This is a genomic window from Nereida ignava, assembly GCF_001049735.1.
GTDB lineage: Bacteria > Pseudomonadota > Alphaproteobacteria > Rhodobacterales > Rhodobacteraceae > Nereida > Nereida ignava.
The window spans coordinates 1-18,017 of record NZ_CVPC01000028.1; the positions used below are offsets into that span (position 1 = coordinate 1).

Annotated in this window: 20 protein-coding genes and 1 pseudogene; 18 read left to right on the plus strand and 3 right to left on the minus strand. The window is 59.8% G+C overall.

Translation table 11 applies throughout. The features are described from left to right. From NIG5292_RS13340 to lpdA, 9 genes are all read left to right on the plus strand, one after another. A partial coding sequence (locus tag NIG5292_RS13340; RefSeq protein ID WP_048600037.1) for an IS3 family transposase occupies positions 1–810 on the plus strand: 810 nt, incomplete at its 5' end. A gap of 34 nt (positions 811–844) precedes the next feature. Beyond that, entirely contained in the window at positions 845–1,057 is a 213-nt protein-coding gene (locus NIG5292_RS13345; protein WP_053084932.1) for a VOC family protein, read from the plus strand. Then, a complete protein-coding gene (locus NIG5292_RS13350; protein ID WP_082136712.1) occupies positions 1,054–1,794 on the plus strand; it encodes an SDR family NAD(P)-dependent oxidoreductase in 741 nt (246 codons plus the stop codon). Before NIG5292_RS13345 ends, NIG5292_RS13350 begins: the two co-directional genes overlap by 4 nt. An 81-nt stretch (positions 1,795–1,875) precedes the next feature. After that, positions 1,876–2,652, plus strand: coding sequence for an SDR family NAD(P)-dependent oxidoreductase (locus NIG5292_RS13355; RefSeq protein ID WP_048600038.1), 777 nt, complete (start codon positions 1,876–1,878; stop codon positions 2,650–2,652). 12 nt (positions 2,653–2,664) lie between these two features. After that, positions 2,665–4,866: an alpha-ketoacid dehydrogenase subunit alpha/beta gene (locus NIG5292_RS13360; protein ID WP_048600039.1), complete on the plus strand. Its 2,202-nt coding sequence runs from the start codon at positions 2,665–2,667 to the stop codon at positions 4,864–4,866. Positions 4,867–4,877: 11 nt separating this feature from the next. Beyond that, positions 4,878–6,110 carry a pyruvate dehydrogenase complex dihydrolipoamide acetyltransferase gene (locus tag NIG5292_RS13365; RefSeq protein ID WP_048600040.1) on the plus strand — a complete coding sequence of 411 codons (1,233 nt, stop codon included), beginning with the start codon at positions 4,878–4,880 and terminating at the stop codon, positions 6,108–6,110. A gap of 1 nt (position 6,111) precedes the next feature. Then, on the plus strand, positions 6,112–6,909 hold the full coding sequence (locus NIG5292_RS13370; protein ID WP_048600041.1) for a shikimate dehydrogenase family protein: 798 nt from the start codon (positions 6,112–6,114) through the stop codon (positions 6,907–6,909). Next, positions 6,906–8,375, plus strand: coding sequence for an NAD-dependent succinate-semialdehyde dehydrogenase (locus NIG5292_RS13375; protein ID WP_048600042.1), 1,470 nt, complete (start codon positions 6,906–6,908; stop codon positions 8,373–8,375). The genes NIG5292_RS13370 and NIG5292_RS13375 overlap by 4 nt, the downstream gene beginning before the upstream one ends. Next, complete coding sequence (gene lpdA / locus NIG5292_RS13380; protein ID WP_048600043.1) at positions 8,372–9,772, plus strand: dihydrolipoyl dehydrogenase; 1,401 nt, start codon at positions 8,372–8,374, stop codon at positions 9,770–9,772. The genes NIG5292_RS13375 and lpdA overlap by 4 nt, the downstream gene beginning before the upstream one ends. 13 nt (positions 9,773–9,785) lie before the next feature. Here the strand turns inward: lpdA and NIG5292_RS13385 are convergent, their stop codons facing one another. Continuing rightward, a complete protein-coding gene (locus NIG5292_RS13385) occupies positions 9,786–10,157 on the minus strand; it encodes a FadR/GntR family transcriptional regulator (protein ID WP_074842182.1) in 372 nt (123 codons plus the stop codon). A gap of 2 nt (positions 10,158–10,159) precedes the next feature. Between NIG5292_RS13385 and NIG5292_RS13390 the strand changes: the two genes are divergently transcribed. The 8 genes and pseudogenes from NIG5292_RS13390 (at position 10,160) to NIG5292_RS13425 (ending at position 16,112) form a co-directional block, all read left to right on the plus strand. Then, positions 10,160–11,188, plus strand: coding sequence for an IS110 family RNA-guided transposase (locus NIG5292_RS13390; protein WP_048600044.1), 1,029 nt, complete (start codon positions 10,160–10,162; stop codon positions 11,186–11,188). A gap of 155 nt (positions 11,189–11,343) precedes the next feature. After that, entirely contained in the window at positions 11,344–12,984 is a 1,641-nt protein-coding gene (locus NIG5292_RS13395; RefSeq protein ID WP_233488235.1) for a TnsB C-terminal domain-containing protein, read from the plus strand. 1 nt (position 12,985) lies between these two features. Beyond that, the gene (locus NIG5292_RS13400) at positions 12,986–13,387 is read left to right on the plus strand and encodes a TniB family NTP-binding protein (protein WP_233488236.1); all 402 of its coding nucleotides are present in this window, start codon (positions 12,986–12,988) and stop codon (positions 13,385–13,387) included. A 171-nt stretch (positions 13,388–13,558) separates the two neighbouring features. Further along, a protein-coding gene (locus NIG5292_RS13410; RefSeq protein ID WP_143082035.1) for an IS3 family transposase occupies positions 13,559–14,688 on the plus strand; the annotation gives its coding sequence in 2 pieces (ribosomal slippage) (positions 13,559–13,802 and positions 13,802–14,688; 1,131 coding nt in all). A 40-nt stretch (positions 14,689–14,728) separates the two neighbouring features. Next, positions 14,729–15,247: pseudogene (locus NIG5292_RS13415) on the plus strand (transposase); the annotation flags it as partial. A gap of 120 nt (positions 15,248–15,367) precedes the next feature. After that, a complete protein-coding gene (locus tag NIG5292_RS15195) occupies positions 15,368–15,550 on the plus strand; it encodes an oxidoreductase C-terminal domain-containing protein (protein WP_267884469.1) in 183 nt (60 codons plus the stop codon). 103 nt (positions 15,551–15,653) lie between these two features. Beyond that, on the plus strand, positions 15,654–15,854 hold the full coding sequence (locus NIG5292_RS13420; RefSeq protein ID WP_048600047.1) for a hypothetical protein: 201 nt from the start codon (positions 15,654–15,656) through the stop codon (positions 15,852–15,854). Between the two features lie 30 nt (positions 15,855–15,884). Next, on the plus strand, positions 15,885–16,112 hold the full coding sequence (locus NIG5292_RS13425) for a WGR domain-containing protein (RefSeq protein ID WP_048600048.1): 228 nt from the start codon (positions 15,885–15,887) through the stop codon (positions 16,110–16,112). Here the strand turns inward: NIG5292_RS13425 and NIG5292_RS13430 are convergent. Continuing rightward, complete coding sequence (locus tag NIG5292_RS13430) at positions 16,101–17,306, minus strand: Zn-dependent hydrolase (RefSeq protein WP_040175975.1); 1,206 nt, start codon at positions 17,304–17,306, stop codon at positions 16,101–16,103. The two genes, NIG5292_RS13425 and NIG5292_RS13430, sit on opposite strands and share 12 nt — an antisense overlap. A gap of 147 nt (positions 17,307–17,453) precedes the next feature. Between NIG5292_RS13430 and NIG5292_RS14970 the strand changes: the two genes are divergently transcribed. After that, positions 17,454–17,594 carry a hypothetical protein gene (locus tag NIG5292_RS14970; RefSeq protein ID WP_158441640.1) on the plus strand — a complete coding sequence of 47 codons (141 nt, stop codon included), beginning with the start codon at positions 17,454–17,456 and terminating at the stop codon, positions 17,592–17,594. An 11-nt stretch (positions 17,595–17,605) separates the two neighbouring features. On the opposite strand, the gene NIG5292_RS13435 is transcribed toward NIG5292_RS14970, so the two are convergent. Then, a partial coding sequence (locus tag NIG5292_RS13435; RefSeq protein WP_048600049.1) for an IS1380 family transposase occupies positions 17,606–18,017 on the minus strand: 412 nt, incomplete at its 5' end.

The following is an 18,017-nucleotide window of genomic DNA, read 5'->3' on the forward strand; positions in this document are numbered from 1 at the left end:
CTTGATACGTCAGAACGGCGCACATGTGCGGTTCTCGGCGTCTCGCGTTCTGGCTTGCATTACAAAACGAAGGTTCAAGGTGATGACGCATTGCGCTTGGCCATGATCCGCCTTGCCAAGCAGTATGGTCGGTACGGATATCGAAAGATCGCTGAGTTGCTGCGGATCGAAGGTTGGCACGTCAATCACAAGAAAGTTGAGCGTTTATGGCGCGAAGAAGGGCTGAAGCTGCCAGAGCGGCATAAGAAACGAAGGCGGCTGTATCACAAAGACAGTTCGGTCATCCGTTTGCGCCCAATGCATCCCAATCATGTTTGGGCAATTGATTTTGTTCACGACAAGCTGAGTAACGGGCGCAGCTACAAGATGCTGACCGTCTTAGATGAGTTTACCCGCCAAGCTCTTTGCGTTGAGGTGCAAGACAAGATGAACTCAGATGATGTTTTGCGTGTCATACATCGTTTGCTGATGAAATACGGAAAGCCTGAATGCATTCGATCTGACAATGGCGGGGAGTTCGTAGCTGAACACCTTCAAAAATGGCTCAGAAAGGTTGGCGTCAAACCAATCCAAATCTACCCAGGCAGTCCTTGGGAAAACGGTTACAATGAACGGTTCAACGGTATTCTTCGCCAAGAAGTCTTAAACGCTGAATGGTTCCACAGCATCAAACAGGCTCAGGTCGCAATCAATATTTGGCTCAAAGAATACAATCACATCAGGCCCCATCATGCACTCGGAATGCGACCTCCCATGCCAGAAACCTTATTAGAGAAATCCAAAATTAGTGGCACTGAAATTGGGGGCTAGACAGACGGACCATATTCTGGACCGAGCCGAAGCGATGTATCTGACCTTCATTGTCGACGACCTGCGCGCAGTTGTGGCGAAAGTGGTTGCGGCGGGCGGCACTTTGATGACGGGCGATGAGCCGGTCGAAGTCCGCCCCGGCACCTACCTCGCCTTCCTGCGCGACCCGGAGGGGCATATCGTCGAGGTCGTCGAATATGCCGACATCACCGAGTATCGCGCAGACCTTGCGGAGGTGTCGGCATGATGTTCGATTTCGCAGGTCGCACACTGGTTCTGACCGGCGCCAATGGCGGCATCGGCCGCGCCGTAGCCGAGCTGTTCCACGCGGCAGGCGCCAATCTGGTGCTGGCCGATCTCGATGGCGACGCATTGGCGGAATTTGCCGTCACGTTGATCTCTCCGAAAGGCGGTGCGATTGAAACGCTCGCCGTGGATGCGGCCAATCCCGATGACGCAGACCGGATTGTCGCAGTCGCGGCCAAACACGGCAGCATCGACTTTCTCGTGCCCTCCGCCGGCATCTATATGGCGGAGCCCTTCGCCGAGATGACGGATGACCAGTGGCGCCGCACCCTGTCCATCAACCTCGATGGCGTTTTCTACCTCACCCGCCGCGCGGTCGACCATCTCAAGGCCGGATCGTCCATCGTCAACCTGAGCTCGCTCGCTGCCCATCGCGGCGCCAAGGCCAACGCGCATTACGGCGCCTCGAAAGGCGCTATCAGCGCCATGACCCGTGCGCTGGCCAATGAGTTGGCGCCCAAAACGCGGGTCAACGTCGTGGCGCCCGGTGTGATCGACACGCCGATGACGCGCGAGTTGATTGCGACACGGGGCGATGACACGCTCAGGCACACGCCGATGGGGCGGACCGGACAGGCGTCCGAGATCGCCTCCGTCATCGCCTTCCTGTGCAGCGAAGCGTCAAGCTTTGTGAACGGCGAAACCATTCACGTCAACGGCGGACTCTACATGAGTTGAGCCAGCGCACCGCGCAGAAATTTAACTGTTTTCAACCCGGTGTCCCGAAAAGGGCGTTTCCGGGACCGGAGGAGAATTATCATGACCACCACGTTCGATTTCACTGGGCGCACCGCGCTTTTGACTGGTGCCGCTTCGGGCCTTGGCCTTGCCATGGCGCGCGCTTTTGTGGGCGCGGGCGCCAAGACCGTCCTTTTCGATCTGGACGAGGACGGCGTGCGGGTGGCGGCAGATGCGTTGAACGCGGATCACCCTGGTCAGGTCACGGCGCTTGTGGGCTCGATCACCGATCCGGCGGCAGTGGCAGCGGCCTGCGAGGCGGCGGTGGCTTTTGGCGGGCGGCTCGACGTGGTGATGAACAATGCGGGTATCTCTGGCAATGGGCCGTCTCTTGATCTGGACGAGGCCACCTGGCGCCGGGGCATCGACATCAATCTCAACGGTGCGTTTTTCGTGGCTCAGGCCGCTGGTCGCATCATGGCCGAACAAGGCGGCGGCAGCATCGTCAATACCGCCTCGATGTATGGCGTCGTCGCGGCGCCTGAACGTGCCGCCTATTGCGCTGCCAAAGCAGGCGTCGTGGCTCTGACGAAAGTGCTGGCCATCGAATGGGCCGACCGCAACATCCGCGTCAACGCCATCGCGCCCGGTTACGTGCGCACCGCACTGACCGAAACGCTCGCCGCTCAGGGCCGTCTGGATCTTGACGCTCTCAACGCGCGGGTGCCCGCCGGACGGCTCGGCACGCCCGAGGAAATCGCTTCCGCCTCCCTGTTTCTCGCTTCGGACGCCTCCGCCTATGTGACCGGCCAAACGCTGGTCGCCGATGGTGGCTGGTCCTCCTACAGCTATTTGTAAAGGACATCTCTCATGCCGATTTATGACGATCTGACACCGAAAGCCTTCTGGCGTGACATCAAAGCCTCCAAAGAGGATCGCACCGAGCTTGACCCCACCGTCGGGCGCACGATGCTCAGCCAATTGCATCTCATTCGCGCGTTCGAAGAGAAGGTGCTGGATCTTGCGGGGCAGGGGCTTGTCCACGGTCCTGCGCACTCCGCGATTGGTCAGGAGGGCGGCGCGGTCGGCTCCGCCATGGCGATGCGTGGTTCTGATCAGGTCAACGGTTCGCACCGCGCGCACCACCAGTTTTTGGCCAAGGCGCTGGTCTATGCCGCGCCCGAGGGGATCGACCCGGAAAAGAGCTTTGGCGAGACGCTGCGACATTTGTCCAAACGTACCCTGTCGGAAGTTCTCGGTCTCTCCGAGGGGTTCTGCCAAGGTCGCGGTGGCTCGATGCACCTGCGTTGGGCGGAAAGCGGCAACCTTGGGACCAATGCCATCGTCGGCGGTGGTGTCCCCATGGCGGCGGGCGCGGCCTGGGCGCACAAACAGGCGGGCACGGGCGATGTCGTCTACACCTATTTCGGCGATGGCGCGGTCAACATCGGCTCTGTGCTGGAGACGATGAACATCGCCGCCGCGTGGAAGCTGCCGATTTGTTTTTTCATCGAAAATAACCGTTACGCTGTCTCCACCCATGTTGAGGAAGTTACCGCCGAGACGCGGCTATCGGCGCGCGGTCTGGCCTTTGGCATCCCCGCGCTTCGGGTTGATGGCATGGACACGCTGTCGGTCTATCTGGCGTCTGAAGAAGCCAATAAGATCATGCGCGCGGACGAAGGTCCGGTGGTGATTGAGGCCGATGTTTACCGCTATTTCCACCAAAACGGCGCGCTTCCCGGCTCTGCCTTCGGCTATCGCACGAAGGAAGAAGAGCAGGAATGGCGGGGCCGCGATCCGCTCGATGCCATGGCGCGCGACCTGATGGAGCGTCAGATCATCGGCGCGCAAGTGGTCGAAGACTTGCGCAGCCAAGCGCAGGGCATGATGGAAGAGATCGCGGGCGAGCTGATCGAAGAGGTCGACGGCAAACGCCGCATCAAGCCGGCGCTCTGGCCCGAGGAAAGCTTCCGTGATTTCGGTTTGCGCGGTGATCTGTCGGAATTCGACGGCGCGCGGTTCGAAGAGCAGGAAGCGTTTTCTGGCACGCTCAAGGACAATGTGAAATTCATCGACGCCGTGGCCGATGTGATGATGCGCCGGATGGAGACGGATGAGCGCGTCGTCGTCATGGGCGAGGATGTGCACCGTCTCAAAGGCGGCACCAATGGCGCCACCAAAGACCTGTCGGACAAGTTCCCGGATCGCTGCCTCGGCACGCCGATTGCCGAGAACGCCTTTACTGGTCTGGCCGCAGGCATGGCCGCAGACGGGCGCGTGCGTCCGGTGATCGAATTCATGTATCCGGATTTCATGTGGGTGGCGGCGGATCAGGTGTTCAACCAGATCGGCAAGGCGCGTCACATGTTTGGTGGCGACAATGCCATGCCTTTGGTTTTGCGCACGAAAATTGCGATGGGCACGGGCTATGGATCGCAGCACTCGATGGATCCGGCGGGCATTTTTGCGACCGCGCCAGGCTGGCGCATCGTCGCGCCCTCGACGCCCTATGACTATGTCGGGCTGATGAACGCGGCGCTTCAGTGCGAGGACCCGGTTCTGGTGATCGAACACGTCGATCTCTACGCCTCGAAAGGTGTCGGGCCCGCCGATGATCTCGATTACATGATCCCGCTGGGCAAGGCCAAAGTCGTGCGCGAAGGCGCGCGTGTCACCGTGCTGACCTATCTCGCCATGGTCGAAAAGACCCGCGAGGTCGTCGAGCGTCTGGGCGTGGATGCCGAAATCATCGACCTGCGCAGTTTGGATCGCGCCGGGCTCGATTGGGAGACCATCGGGGCCTCCATCGAGAAGACCGGCAATGTATTGATCGTCGAACAGGGGGCGTCTGGCACGTCTTATGGCGGTTGGCTTTCTGACGAGATCCAGCGCCGCTGTTTCGATTTTCTCGATCAGCCGATCAAACGGGTGCATGGCGCGGAAGCTTCGCCCAGCATTTCCAAAGTGCTTGAAGCGGCGGCCTGTGCCCGTCCGCAAGACATCGAAGCGGGTCTGCGCGAGGTCATGGCCGATCAGGGTCTGCCCCTTGCGGCAGAGGCGGCGGAATAAGGAGAGACAAGATGCCCAAGGAAATCACACTGCCCTCGCTCTCCGCCGGAATGGAAGACGCGGTGATCGCAAATTGGCTCAAGGCCGAAGGCGAGGCCGTGAAGGCCGGGGAGACACTGGCCGAGGTCGAAACCGACAAGGCGACGATGGAATTCGAGGCCGACGCCGATGGGGTGTTGGGCAGAATCCTTACCCCCGCCGGCGAGCGCGCCGATGTGAATGCGGTGATCGCGGTCCTGTTGCTCGACGGCGAAGACGCCTCTGTGCTGGACGGCTATACGCCGGGTGGGGCGGCGTCTGCGGAAACGGTCGAAGCCCCTGTGGAAGCGCCGAAAGCCGAAGCAACCCCGGTGGCGAAATTCTCCGACAAGATCGCGGCCTCGCCGCTCGCCCGCCGGATCGCAGCGCAGAAAGGTGTCGATTTGTCGGGGCTTTCCGGGTCCGGCCCGCGCGGTCGCATCGTGCGCATTGATGTGGAACGCGCGGCCGAGGCCGGGGCTGTCGCTCCCGTGGCTGCCCCTGTCGCCAAAGCCGCTGCGCCCAATCTCGCCGGCATCGGTGACTACGAGGAAATCCCTCACACCGGCATGCGTCGTACTATCGCGCGGCGGCTGCTCGAATCCAAAACCACCGTGCCGCATTTCTACCTTGAGGCCGATTGCAACATCGAAGCGCTCATGGCGCTCCGGGCCCAGATCAACGAGGGCCGCGAAAAGGCGGACCGGATTTCGGTCAATGATTTCATCGTCAAAGCCGTCGCCAATGCGCTGGCCAAAGTGCCCGCCGCCAATGCGATCTGGACCGATGAGGCGGTGTTGCAGCTCAAATCCATCGACATTTCCGTGGCGGTCGCAACCGACGGCGGGCTGATCACGCCGGTGCTGCGCAATGCCGATCAAAAGAGCCTCGGCACGCTGTCCTCCGAGATGAAAGCACTAGCGGCCAAGGCGCGCGAAGGCCGTCTCAAGCCCGACGAGTATCAAGGTGGCGGCTTCTCTCTGTCGAACCTCGGCATGTATGGGGTCAAGAGCTTCTCCGCGATCATCAACCCGCCGCAGAGCTGTATCCTCGCCGTCGGGGCCGCCGAAAAACGCCCCGTCGGGCGCGGCGATCAGATCGTGCTGGCACCCGTCATGAGCGTGACGCTTTCGGTCGATCACCGGACCGTCGATGGCGCCGTGGGCGCGCAGTGGTTGGCGGCTTTCAAAGCGGGCATCGAAAGCCCGATGAGCCTGTTGGTGTAACATGATCACGGGGCACACCAAAACGCTGGCGATCCTCGCCGATCCGGTCACCCATGTGCGCACGCCGCAAGCGCTCAACGCGCGGTTTGAGGCCGAGGGCGTGGACGCCGTTCTGGTCCCGCTCGAAGTCCCGCCCGCAGCACTCGCGCCGATGCTCAAAGGTCTCGCAGGCGCGCGCAATTTCGCGGGCGCCGTGGTCACCGTGCCGCATAAAACCGCTGTGCCTGCGCTCTGCGATGCGCTGAGCGCACGTGCGGCGGCGGCGCAAAGCGTCAATGTCATCCGGCGCAGGCCAGACGGGGCGCTCTACGGCGATATCCTAGACGGCGAAGGCTTTGTACGCGGTTTGGAACAGGCGGGCGTAACGCTTTTGGGCAAGCGGGTGTTCCTCGCGGGTGCAGGCGGCGCGGCCAGTGCGATCGCCTTTGCGCTGGCGGAACGGGGCATTGCCGCGCTGACCGTGGCGAACCGCTCCGTTGAGAAATCCGAGGCCCTGATCGCGAGGCTGGCCGCGCATTTCCCCGATGTGGGTTTCGCCGCCGCCACGGACCCCACCGGGCATGACATCGCGATCAACGGCACCTCTTTGGGGCTCAAACCCGAGGATGCTTTGCCCTTCGATCCAGACACACTCGACCCCGGCACCTTGGTCGCTGAGGTCATCATGCAGCCGGAGATCACACCGCTTTTGCACGCCGCCGAGGCGCGCGGGCTCATGATCCATCCGGGGCATCACATGTTGGAGGCGCAGTTGACGGAGATGCTGCGGTTTCTGACGCATGAGGAGGAACAACAATGAGTTTGAGTTTGCAAGATCTGCGCGCCACCGGGCTTTTGCGCGACGCCAATCTGGTTGCCGGAGACTGGATCGAGGCCGACCCGGAGACCGGCCTTGCCGTGCACAACCCTGCCGATGGTTCCCTGATCGGGTATGTCCCCAAACTGGGTCGTGCCGAAGTTGCCAATGCGGTCACGGCGGCGGAAGAGGCGCAAAAGACCTGGGCTGCGCGCACCGCGAAAGACCGGGCCAATGTGCTGCGCACATGGTTCGATCTGATGATCGCGCATCGCGAGACTCTGGCGCAAATTCTGACGCTGGAACAGGGCAAACCTCTCGCGGAAGCGGCTGGTGAGATCACCTACGGCGCGAGCTTTGTCGAATGGTTCGCCGAAGAGGCGCGTAGGGTCTACGGCGAAACCATTCCCGGCCATCAGCCCGACAAACGCATCCTCGTGATGAAGCAACCCATCGGTGTCGTCGCCGCGATCACGCCGTGGAATTTTCCCAATGCGATGATCACCCGCAAGGCCGGGCCTGCCTTCGCTGCGGGTTGTGGCATGGTGTTGAAACCCGCCTCGCAGACGCCCTATTCCGCCATCGCTCTGGCGGTTCTCGCCGAGCGTGCGGGGCTACCCAAAGGTCTCTTCAGCGTCATCACCGGCTCTGCCGCGCAGATCGGTGCGGAGCTGACCGAGAACCCGATTGTGCGCAAGCTGACCTTCACCGGCTCGACTGAAATTGGCGCCATGCTCTACGTGCAATCGGCGCCGACGATCAAGAAACTTGGGCTGGAACTGGGCGGCAATGCGCCGTTTATCGTCTTCGATGACGCCGATCTCGACGCCGCCGTCGAAGGCGCGTTGATCGCCAAATTCCGCAACAATGGCCAGACTTGCGTCTGCGCCAACCGCATCTATGTGCAGGACGCGGTCTATGACGCTTTCGCCGAAAAACTCGCCAAGGCGGTCTCGGGCCTGCGCACCGGCAATGGCATGGAGAGCGGGGTCGATCTTGGCCCGCTGATTGATGAGAGCGCGTTGGAGAAAGTGCAAAGCCATGTGACGAACGTGGTGGCAAAAGGCGGCCGCGTGCTTGCCGGTGGCAAACCGCATGCTCTGGGCGGCACCTTCTATGAGCCGACGGTTCTGGCCGATGTGACGTCGGACATGGCGATCGCGCGCGAGGAAACCTTTGGCCCCGTCGCACCGCTTTTCCGCTTCACCGACGAAGCCGAGGCGATCGAGGCCGCCAATGACACCGAATTCGGCCTCGCCTCCTATTTCTACGCTCAAGATGTGGCGCGGATTTTTCGGGTCTCGGAAGGACTTGAATATGGCATGGTCGGTGTCAACACGGGGTTGATCTCCACCGCAGAGGCGCCTTTCGGTGGGGTCAAAATGTCCGGTCTGGGCCGCGAAGGCTCGCGCCACGGCATCGAGGATTTTCTCGAATTGAAATACGTCTGTTTGGGGGGCATCGCATGAGCGGGACGGATCAGAATTTCGACCTCATCGTGATTGGCGCTGGCCCTGGCGGCTATGTGGCCGCCATTCGTGCGGCGCAGCTTGGCCTCAAAGTGGCCTGTGTCGAGCGCGAGAATCTGGGCGGGATTTGTCTGAACTGGGGCTGCATTCCGACCAAGGCGTTGCTGCGCTCGGCAGAGGTCTATCATCAGATGCACCGCGCCAAGGAATTCGGCCTGTCGACGGGGGACATCGGCTTCGATCTCGATGCCATCGTCAAGCGCTCGCGCGGCGTCGCGGCGCAGATGAATGGCGGCATCAAGGGCTTGTTCAAAAAGAACAAAGTCACCGCGATCATGGGTGAGGCGAAACTCGCGGGCAAGGGCAAGGTCGAGGTCAAAACCGACAAGGGCACCGAGACTTTGACCGCCAAAAACATCATCGTCGCCACCGGCGCGCGGGCACGTGAACTGCCGGGGCTGGAGGTCGACGGCGATCTGGTCTGGACCTATCGCCATGCTCTGGTGCCGACGCGGATGCCGAAGAAGTTGCTGGTCATCGGATCGGGCGCCATCGGAATCGAATTCGCAAGCTTTTACAACACGCTAGGCGCCGACACCACGGTCGTCGAGGTGATGGAGCGCGTGCTTCCGGTCGAGGACAAGGACATTTCCGCCTTCGCCAAAAAGCAGTTCGAAAAGCAGGGGATGAAGATCCTGCAAAAGACCACGGTCAAGAAACTCGACCGGGCAAAAGGCAAGGTCACCGCGCATTTCGAAGCGGGCGGCAAAGTCACGACCGAAGAGTTCGACACGGTGATTTCCGCGGTCGGAATCGTCGGCAATGTCGAGGGGCTGGGCCTCGAGGAGGCGGGCGTGAAGATCGACCGCACCCATGTCGTGACGGACGAATTCTGCCGCACGGGCGTCGACGGTCTGTTCGCCATCGGCGACATCGCGGGCGCGCCTTGGCTGGCGCACAAAGCGTCCCACGAGGGCGTCATGGTGGCCGAGCTGATCGCCGGCGAACACCCGCATCCGATCAAGCCGAACTCGATCGCGGGTTGCACCTATTGCCACCCGCAAGTGGCCTCTGTGGGGCTCACGGAGGACAAGGCGAAAGAGGCGGGATTTGATATCAAGGTCGGCAAATTTCCCTTTATCGGCAACGGCAAAGCCGTCGCGATGGGCGAGGCCGAGGGCCTTGTGAAAACCGTGTTCGACGCCAGGACGGGCGAGCTTTTGGGCGCGCATATGGTGGGCGCCGAGGTGACGGAAATGATCCAGGGCTATGTGATCGGGCGGACGTTGGAGACGACGGAAGAGGAACTGATGAACACGGTCTTCCCGCACCCGACGATGTCGGAAATGATGCATGAGGCGGTGCTGGCGGCTTATGGCCGGGCGCTCCATATTTGAGGGGATGAGGGTGTCAGGTGTCTTGCGTATAAAGCGTCAGACGCTTGGCGGCGTTCTTGAGATGGGCCGCCGCCGCCTCACGAGCACGCTCGGCATCTCCGGCCTCAATCGCGTTGAAAATGGCGCGATGTTCGTCCTGCACAAGCTCGGTCAGACCCTTGCGGGAACTGTTGGTGCGGGCCTGTCGGATCAGGTGCCGGACTCGGTTTTCCAGAAACGCGCCGAAGGAAATGAACAGGTGATTGCCGGTCGCCTTCAGAATTTCGGAGTGAAAGGCCATGTCCTGTTCGATGGGCTCTGTTGATGGCGTGGATGCCCTCTCCCGACGGCATCGCAATGTGCCAATGTGATGATTGTTTGAAGCCATCACAGAAAGAGAGAGCATCCATGTCAGAAGTTACCATCATCGGCATTGACCTGGCAAAGCGCGTTTTCCAGCTGCACGGTGCGCGCCACGACGGGTCTGTCGCATTTCGTAAGAAGCTTTCACGGGGTCAGCTGCTGGCGTTCGTCGCTCAGCATCCCAAGTGCATTATCGCCATGGAAACCTGCGCGACGGCGCATGGCTGGGGGCGCGAGTTCGAGAAGCTGGGACATGAGGTCCGCTTGATCCCACCGGTTTATGTGAAGCCCTTCGTCAAGCGTCAGAAGAACGACGTGGCGGACGCCGAGGCGATCGTGGAGGCGGCGTTGCGCCCGACCATGCGCTTTGTCGCCGTGAAGACGGAAAATCAGCAGGCCCGCGCCATGCTGTTTCGCACGCGGCAGATGTTCGTCGGCCAGCGCACTCAGATGATCAACGCGTTGCGCGGGCATCTCGCAGAGCATGGACTGGTCGCAGCCAAGGGGTCTGCCCATCTCAAGCGCCTTGCAGATGCGATTGCTGATGAGGACACAATGCTGCCTGACGAGGTCCGGGAGTTCGGCCAAATGTATCTGGAACAGATTGAGGGCCTGACTGCTCGGATTACAGACCTTGACGGAAAGATGAAGCGTGCCGCCAAAGACGCCGAAGTGGTGCGACGCGCGCAGACCATGCCGGGCGTGGGTCCTGTCACGGCGCTTGCGATCGAGACATTTGCACCTGATCTGGCCACCTTCCGGCGCGGGCGTGATTTTGCCGCCTGGCTCGGACTCGTCCCAAAACAGCACTCAACGGGCGGTAAGGCCCGGCTGGGCAAAACCTCGAAGATGGGACAGCGCGACATCCGCACGCTTTTGGTCTCCGGTGCTATGGCTGTTCTTCAAGCGGTCGAGCGCTTCGATACCGCGAATAATGGCTGGCTGAAACGCCTGCTGGCCCGCAAACCACGCATGGTTGCTGCGATCGCGCTGGCGAACAAGATGGCTCGTGGCATCTGGGCGATGCTGACGAAACAGGAAGACTACCGGAATCCGGTGGCGGCAATGGCCTGAGCGCACCGCGCTTGGTGTCGCGTAGCCCTTAATTGTGAGATGAGAAATCCAACGAAATCAACGGCCACCCTTTGCCCTTAAATATGAGATTTTGTCTTTAATTCCGATATTTTTGCCCTTAAACCTGAGACAGGGTTCACAGGTTTTTGCGGCAAATGTCGATGGAGAATGATGACGAAGAGTCAGTTGCCCTTGGTGCTGAGGAGGCGCGCAGGGCGGCCGTTCTGCGTCCGCTTGTTCAGGCATATCTCAAAGGAACTGGCAGTCTGGAAAGTGGCATCAATGACGCCGTTTGGGAGCTTGGTGTCAGCAGGGCGACTGTCTGGCGCTGGATAAAGCGTTTGGCCGAAGAGGGTGGGCGCACCAGCGCGCTGGCTTCTCGGAAACGGGGCCGCCCGACTGGTACAACCTTGATATCCGGCAAGGTGGAAGCGGTGATCGAAGAACATCTTCGCCGTTATTTCTTACGGCGGGAACGTCCAAGCCTGTCGCGCGTCGTGACAGAAATCCGAAGCGCGTGCTGGCAGCAGGGCTTGCAACCGCCGACACGTCGGACGGTTCAGCGCAGGTTGGATGCAATGGATGCCCGCGAAATTGCCAAGGCACGCGAAGGCGCAAAGGCGGCCCGCCAGAAATTTGCGCCGGTCGTAGGCGACAACAAGGCAAACCGGCCACTAGAGGTCGTGCAAATCGACCATACGCCTGCGGACATCATTCTCGTCGATAGTTTTGAACGCCAACCAATTGGGCGGCCTTGGGTCACGCTGGCGATCGACGTCGCAACGCGGATGGTGACCGGATATTACACCTCTCTCGAGGCACCTTCGCGTCTGTCGGTGGCGCTTTGCCTGACACAGGCTGTGGCCCCCAAGGCGGAACTTCTGGCGGAATTGGTGTGCAATGTTCCTTGGCCCGCGCAGGGCAAACCGCATAGCATCCACGTCGATAACGGGCGCGATTTCCGGTCGCATGCCTTTCGGTCGGCATGTGCGGAATGGGGGATCGATCTGGTCTATCGGCCGCCAGGCAGTCCTCATTTCGGAGGGCATATCGAACGATTGATCGGCACGATGATGGGGACCGTGCACCTGTTGCCTGGAACAACGCAATCCTCGGTCGTGGCCAAGGGCGACTACGATGCCGAAGGCATGGCCGCGATGACTTTAGGCGAATTTGATCGCTGGTTTGCTCTGGAAATCTGCCGCTACAACAACAGCATTCATTCAAGTCTTGGCTGTACGCCCGTTGCCAAATGGGAGGCGCTCTCAGCGGAGATGATTGGCGACATTCCCTTTGAGATGGAAGCCTTTCGGGTGAGCTTCTTGCCGAGCGAACTGCGTAAGGTCAGGCGTGACGGCATCCATCTGTTCCAGATACGGTACTGGTCGGATGCTCTTGCAGGCCACATTGGGCGCGGCGATGGGAAGGTGGTCGTTCGCTACGACCCTCGCGATCTTTCGGTGATCTGGGTCGAACTGGATGGTGGCCGATACGCCGAGGCCCGGTACAGAAATCTGGAAATGCCGCCTGTGTCTCTATTTGAATATCGCGAGGCCATGAAGAAGGCACGCGCCCTCGGAAAGTCCGGGTCGAATGAACTGGTCCTCGGTGAGTTGATCCGACAGCAACGCCAGATCGAAGCTGAAAGCCGGGGACTAACCAAGGCTGAGCGCCGGTCGCGTGAAAAAAAAGGGGCATTGAAGGGCACCAACTCGGCTGTCGCGAAAACCGAAGGGCTGCGCGCGATCGATACGGGTGATACATCACGCCCATTGTTCAAGGTGGAGAGATGGTGAATTGAGGGCAAGGACAACAGAGGAAGACGGTCGGATCGCCCTCATTCAATCAGACATCTGGATCGGCTTTCCGCGGGCCGAACAGGTGTTGGACCGTTTGCAGGGTATGATCGAAGCGCCGAGGCAAACCCGTATGCCCGGGCTTCTTGTGCATGGCGCGTCCGGGATCGGCAAGACGATGATCGCCCGCAACCTGTCGCGCAGATATGCACCGGAATATGACCCAGCATCGGGAATTACGCGAACGCCGCTCTTGCTGTTACAAGCACCGCCAGCACCCGACGAACGGCGGTTCTATCTGCACATCCTGGCGTCCGTCGGGGCACCGGCCACGGCACTGAGCGCGCGCGCTCAAAATTGTCTGACGTCAGCGCTTATGGGTCCAAATAGCGGTATTTGCTAAGAGAGTGTTTGTTGCTCATCGTAGCCACCGAGGAGTTGACAAAGACAACGAAGACGCCTGGCGAGAAGGTCGTCAAAGACATCAAGCGTGCCACGCGCAAGCAATATTTGGACCTGTCGCGGTTTGATGCCGCTCCTTTGATAGCATTTATTGCAACAAAGGAGATGAACTATGGGACTTAAACGGACGGACGAATTCCGGGCTGATGCGGTGCGGATCGCGCTGACGAGCGGGCTGACACGCAAGCAGGCGGCCTCAGATTTGGGTGTCGGGCTTTCAACGCTGAACAAATGGGTCACGGCACATCGCGACACCGACGTTATGTCCGACAAGGACCTGGACCTTGCCCGTGAGAATGAGCGGCTTCGACGGGAGAACCGCATTCTCAGGGAGGAGAGGGAGATCCTAAAAAAGGCAACTCAGTTCTTCGCGGGCCAAAAGCCATGAGGTTCAGGTTCATCGAGGAACACCGTGACGCATTTTGTGCGCAGCGCATGTGTGACGTTCTGGATGTCAGTTCACGCGGCCTTCGAGCCTATCGCAGCCGACCTGCCAGCCCAAGGCAGCGAACCGACATGGTTGTCCTGGCCCATATCAAGGAGCAGTCCCGGCTCAGCCTGGGCAGCTACGGGCGACCGAGAATGACAGAAGAGTTGAAGGAACTGGGCCTGAATATTGGACACCGTCGCGTCGGTCGGCTGATGCGTGAGAACGGCATACGGGTCGAGAGATCGAAGAAATACAAGGTCACGACCGACAGCAATCACGCCTTCAACATCGCGCCGAACCTGTTGAACCGGGACTTCCGCGCAGATCACCCGAACCAGAAATGGGCAGGTGACATCAGCTATGTCTGGACGCGTGAGGGATGGCTGTATCTGGCAGTGATCCTGGACCTGCATTCCCGCCGCGTCATCGGTTGGGCGGTCAGCAACAGGATGAAGCGTGATCTCGCAGTCCGGGCATTGAAGATGGCCGTGGCACTGCGGCAACCGTCCAAAGGATGCATCCATCACACGGATCGCGGCAGCCAATACTGTTCTCACGATTATCAAAAGCTCCTGCGCCAGCATGGGTTCCAGGTATCGATGAGCGGTAAAGGTAATTGTTATGACAACGCCGCAGTTGAGACATTCTTCAAAACAATCAAGGCTGAGCTGATCTGGCGCCAGTCTTGGCCAACGCGACGGGCAGCAGAGATGGCAATCTTCAACTACATCAACGGCTTCTACAATCCGCGCCGCCGTCACTCAGCACTGGGCTGGAAAAGCCCCGTCGCTTTCGAACGGAAAGTAGCCTAAACGAGCACTTGGGGCGGCACAAAAGCGTGACAGGTCCAGGTTTTACCTCAGCACGGTTCTCGACGATTACAGCCGCTACATCGTCTCCTGGAAGCTCTGCACGACCATGCGGGCGGAAGATGTGACCGACACGCTCGATCTGGCACTACAGGCATCTGGCTGCGATCAGGTGCATGTCGTTCACAAGCCGCGCCTGCTCAGCGACAATGGCTCCAGTTATGTATCGGGCGATCTGGCTGAATGGTTGCAAGACAAAGGCATGAAACACTCTCGCGGCGCGCCTTATCATCCTCAAACTCAGGGCAAAATCGAGCGATGGCATCAAACCCTGAAGAACCGCATTCTGCTGGAAAACTACTTCCTACCAGGTCACCTCGAAGCCCAGATCGCGGCCTTTGTCGATCACTACAATCATCAGCGCTATCACGAGAGTATCAACAACGTCACACCCGCAGACGTCTACTTCGGGCGCGACAAAGCCATTCTAAAACAAAGAGAAAGGATCAAACGAAAGACACTCGACGCGAGACGCTTGCATCACCGCCAGCACGCCGCATAATCAAACCAACAAGATGAGCCAAACTCTCTCTTACTTTAAGCCGCCATTGGTTCCAAAAACCCTGACGACGGACAAGATGCACCCGATCAGTTCATCGAAACCTGCGACGCGGATGGCGCGCTGAAATCGGTTTACCATCTTAAGCAGGGGACGCTCATTGCCTGCGAAACACTGAACAGCGGCGGAGAGCACATGTTATCGCGCCGGATGATCGCCGAAGGGCTGACACCCAGCCCAACCGAGCTTGCGTCGGGAGATGTCAAAGTCATCAAGCAGGCCTATCAGCGGTTATCGAGAGTTTGATCATTGGATGTAAGCACGAGAAGTAGCATATTTAACGGTACATACCCCCTTTGAAAACCACCAAAAAACCACTGAAAATAGCGGCTTGGAGGTCGAAGTTAAGATGCTTCGTGAGCAGATTGAGCGGATGGACGTGGAGCGCGAACGCGAACGTTCCCAGCTCAACGATCAAATTGAGGCATTGAGGGAGCAGGCTGAGCGTCAGAGCGCGGATCATAGGCAGGCTTTGGCTGTGTTAACCGACCAACGCAAGAAAACAGTCGAAACACCTAAGCGCAGCTTCTGGGCCAGAATCATCGGCTAAAACAGGAATGTTTAAAGCTAGATTCATCGCATGATTGAATGCCTCCTCTACCGTACGGGACGCGCGCAAGGGCGGTTGTTTTACCGCGTCGAAATCGCGATGAACCTGTTCAGCGAAGTATCCGTGCTGCGCGAGTGGGGCGTCGCTGGTGGCCGCCCCAAGGCCGTCGTGCAAAGCTTTGCCAACCTGCGCGATGCATCGCGTGTCGCGGACAGGCACCGCAACCGGGCTGAACGGCGCGGGTATCTACGTTTTTGATCCCAACTGTGCGACCGCCTGCGCCAGCACCTGCACGCCCGCGACCAGATCATCTTCGTCCGTGTCTTCCTCGAAGGTGTGGCTTAGCCCGCCAATCGACGGCACGAACAACATCGCCACAGGCATCAGCCGGGACACGTTTGTCGCATCATGCAGCGCGCCCGACGGCATTTTGCGCCACTTGCCTAGTGCCACGGTTTCGGCCCCCGCCTCAAGGGCAGCACGCAACCGCTGATCCATCGAAACCGGCTCAAGCCCCAGCAAAGGCCCATAGCTCAGGGCCACCCCCTGCGCCTGTGCAATCTCCGAGGCTGAGGTGCGAATGATCTCCTCCATTCGAGCCAACCGATCCGCGTCCGCATCGCGCCACTGCATTGAAAACACCGCCCGCCCGGGTACAATCGAAGACGCATTCGGATGCAGCGACAGATGCCCGATGGTCCAGACCGTCTGCGGCGTCACCACATTGCGCAGCCGGTCATTCAGCAGCGCATTAAAAGCCGACACCGCCTGAAACGCGTCGCGTCGCAGATGCATCGGCGTTGTGCCTGCGTGGTTTTGCTGACCCTCAAAGGTGACTTTCATATCGCGAATGCCAACGATATCAGTGACAACGCCAATTTTTTCGCCACTGCTGTCCAACGTAGGGCCTTGCTCGATGTGCAGCTCGACAAAGCCAGTAAACTGGCTTGGCGACACCGGACCCGTCACCATTTCCGCAACCGCATGCCGGGCGTCGCCCAAACTGACGCCTGCGTGGTCCACCAACAGATCAGCATCCGCTTGCGACAATTGCCCGGACCAAACGGCACTGCCCGTTGTCACGCCAAACCGCCCCTCTTCGTCTTGAAAAGACACGACCGACACCGCAGGCCCGCCCGCCTCTTGCGCTGCCCGCGCAACCTCAAGTGCTGCAATGACCCCCAAAGCGCCATCCAGCCAACCGCCCTCGGGCTGGCTGTCCGAATGCGACCCCAACAGCAATGACGGCCCGTCGGCCAAGCCGAACAGGTTGCCCATCGCATCCACTTCAACGCGCAAACCCGCGTCTTGCATCTGCTCCGCAAGCCAACGGCGCGCCGCAAGATCAGCGTCAGAATAGGCCGGGCGCACAACGCCCTTTCCGACGCCCGCAGCGCCGAAGCCCCGCAAGCTATGCAAATCCCCTAGAAACCTGTCCGCATCAATACGCATACTACATCCCATCTTCTCTGGCTCATAAATATCCCAGGGAGTTTGAGGGACAGCGTCCCTCATCCCCTTAAACTGACATTCCCCAAGTAGAACGTCCTCCCGCCCACCTTGCCGCTGTTCTGCGCTCCTATCAAGCCTCTTGCACCCATGGTGCCGTTGTTCGGGCATCTGACGCGCGAACTGAGCACGATTTCCGGTCTCGGGGGCGAGGTTGATCCGGATATTGGTCTGACCGACCCCCGTATGGATAGACCGGTTGAGCCGCTTTTGTTCAGGTTTTATGATTAACGATGTTGTCATTAGGGAACCGGCGGTGCGCGCAGCCGATGTATGGCCGCAAGGATGCGGTTGAACAGATCGCCGCTGACAGCCACCTCGGCCAGTTGGAAGGTGATTGCACGGGCGTGACGCACAACCCTCGCACCAATCTTGATCAATCGCGTCTGCAGGCTTGTCAGTGACCAGTCGGCTATCTCATCAGGTAGATCAGTGCCCTGTAGGAAGGCACCGATATTGTAAGCCAGTGCATGGAGTTGCAGCCGCACCTCGTTCTGCGCCATGCCTTTGCAGGACAAACGGGTCCAGTTGATCGCCTGCTTGCCTTCCTTGATGTATTGCTCGGCGGTGCCGCGTTGGTTGTAGAAGCGGATGATCCAGTCGGGTTCCATCGGCATGTTGGTGACCACGAAGCCCACGCGCGGGAACAACTCG

Bases quoted from the DNA above. Each gene is read 5' to 3' on its own strand.
- NIG5292_RS13345 (WP_053084932.1), top strand. From the start codon at position 845: ATGTATCTGACCTTCATTGTCGACGACCTGCGCGCAGTTGTGGCGAAA.
- NIG5292_RS13350 (WP_082136712.1), top strand. From the start codon at position 1,054: ATGATGTTCGATTTCGCAGGTCGCACACTGGTTCTGACCGGCGCCAAT.
- NIG5292_RS13355 (WP_048600038.1), top strand. From the start codon at position 1,876: ATGACCACCACGTTCGATTTCACTGGGCGCACCGCGCTTTTGACTGGT.
- NIG5292_RS13360 (WP_048600039.1), top strand. From the start codon at position 2,665: ATGCCGATTTATGACGATCTGACACCGAAAGCCTTCTGGCGTGACATC.
- NIG5292_RS13365 (WP_048600040.1), top strand. From the start codon at position 4,878: ATGCCCAAGGAAATCACACTGCCCTCGCTCTCCGCCGGAATGGAAGAC.
- NIG5292_RS13370 (WP_048600041.1), top strand. From the start codon at position 6,112: ATGATCACGGGGCACACCAAAACGCTGGCGATCCTCGCCGATCCGGTC.
- NIG5292_RS13375 (WP_048600042.1), top strand. From the start codon at position 6,906: ATGAGTTTGAGTTTGCAAGATCTGCGCGCCACCGGGCTTTTGCGCGAC.
- lpdA (WP_048600043.1), top strand. From the start codon at position 8,372: ATGAGCGGGACGGATCAGAATTTCGACCTCATCGTGATTGGCGCTGGC.
- NIG5292_RS13385 (WP_074842182.1), bottom strand. From the start codon at position 10,157: ATGCTCTCTCTTTCTGTGATGGCTTCAAACAATCATCACATTGGCACA.
- NIG5292_RS13390 (WP_048600044.1), top strand. From the start codon at position 10,160: ATGTCAGAAGTTACCATCATCGGCATTGACCTGGCAAAGCGCGTTTTC.
- NIG5292_RS13395 (WP_233488235.1), top strand. From the start codon at position 11,344: ATGTCGATGGAGAATGATGACGAAGAGTCAGTTGCCCTTGGTGCTGAG.
- NIG5292_RS13420 (WP_048600047.1), top strand. From the start codon at position 15,654: ATGCTTCGTGAGCAGATTGAGCGGATGGACGTGGAGCGCGAACGCGAA.
- NIG5292_RS13425 (WP_048600048.1), top strand. From the start codon at position 15,885: ATGATTGAATGCCTCCTCTACCGTACGGGACGCGCGCAAGGGCGGTTG.
- NIG5292_RS13430 (WP_040175975.1), bottom strand. From the start codon at position 17,306: ATGCGTATTGATGCGGACAGGTTTCTAGGGGATTTGCATAGCTTGCGG.
- NIG5292_RS14970 (WP_158441640.1), top strand. From the start codon at position 17,454: ATGGTGCCGTTGTTCGGGCATCTGACGCGCGAACTGAGCACGATTTCC.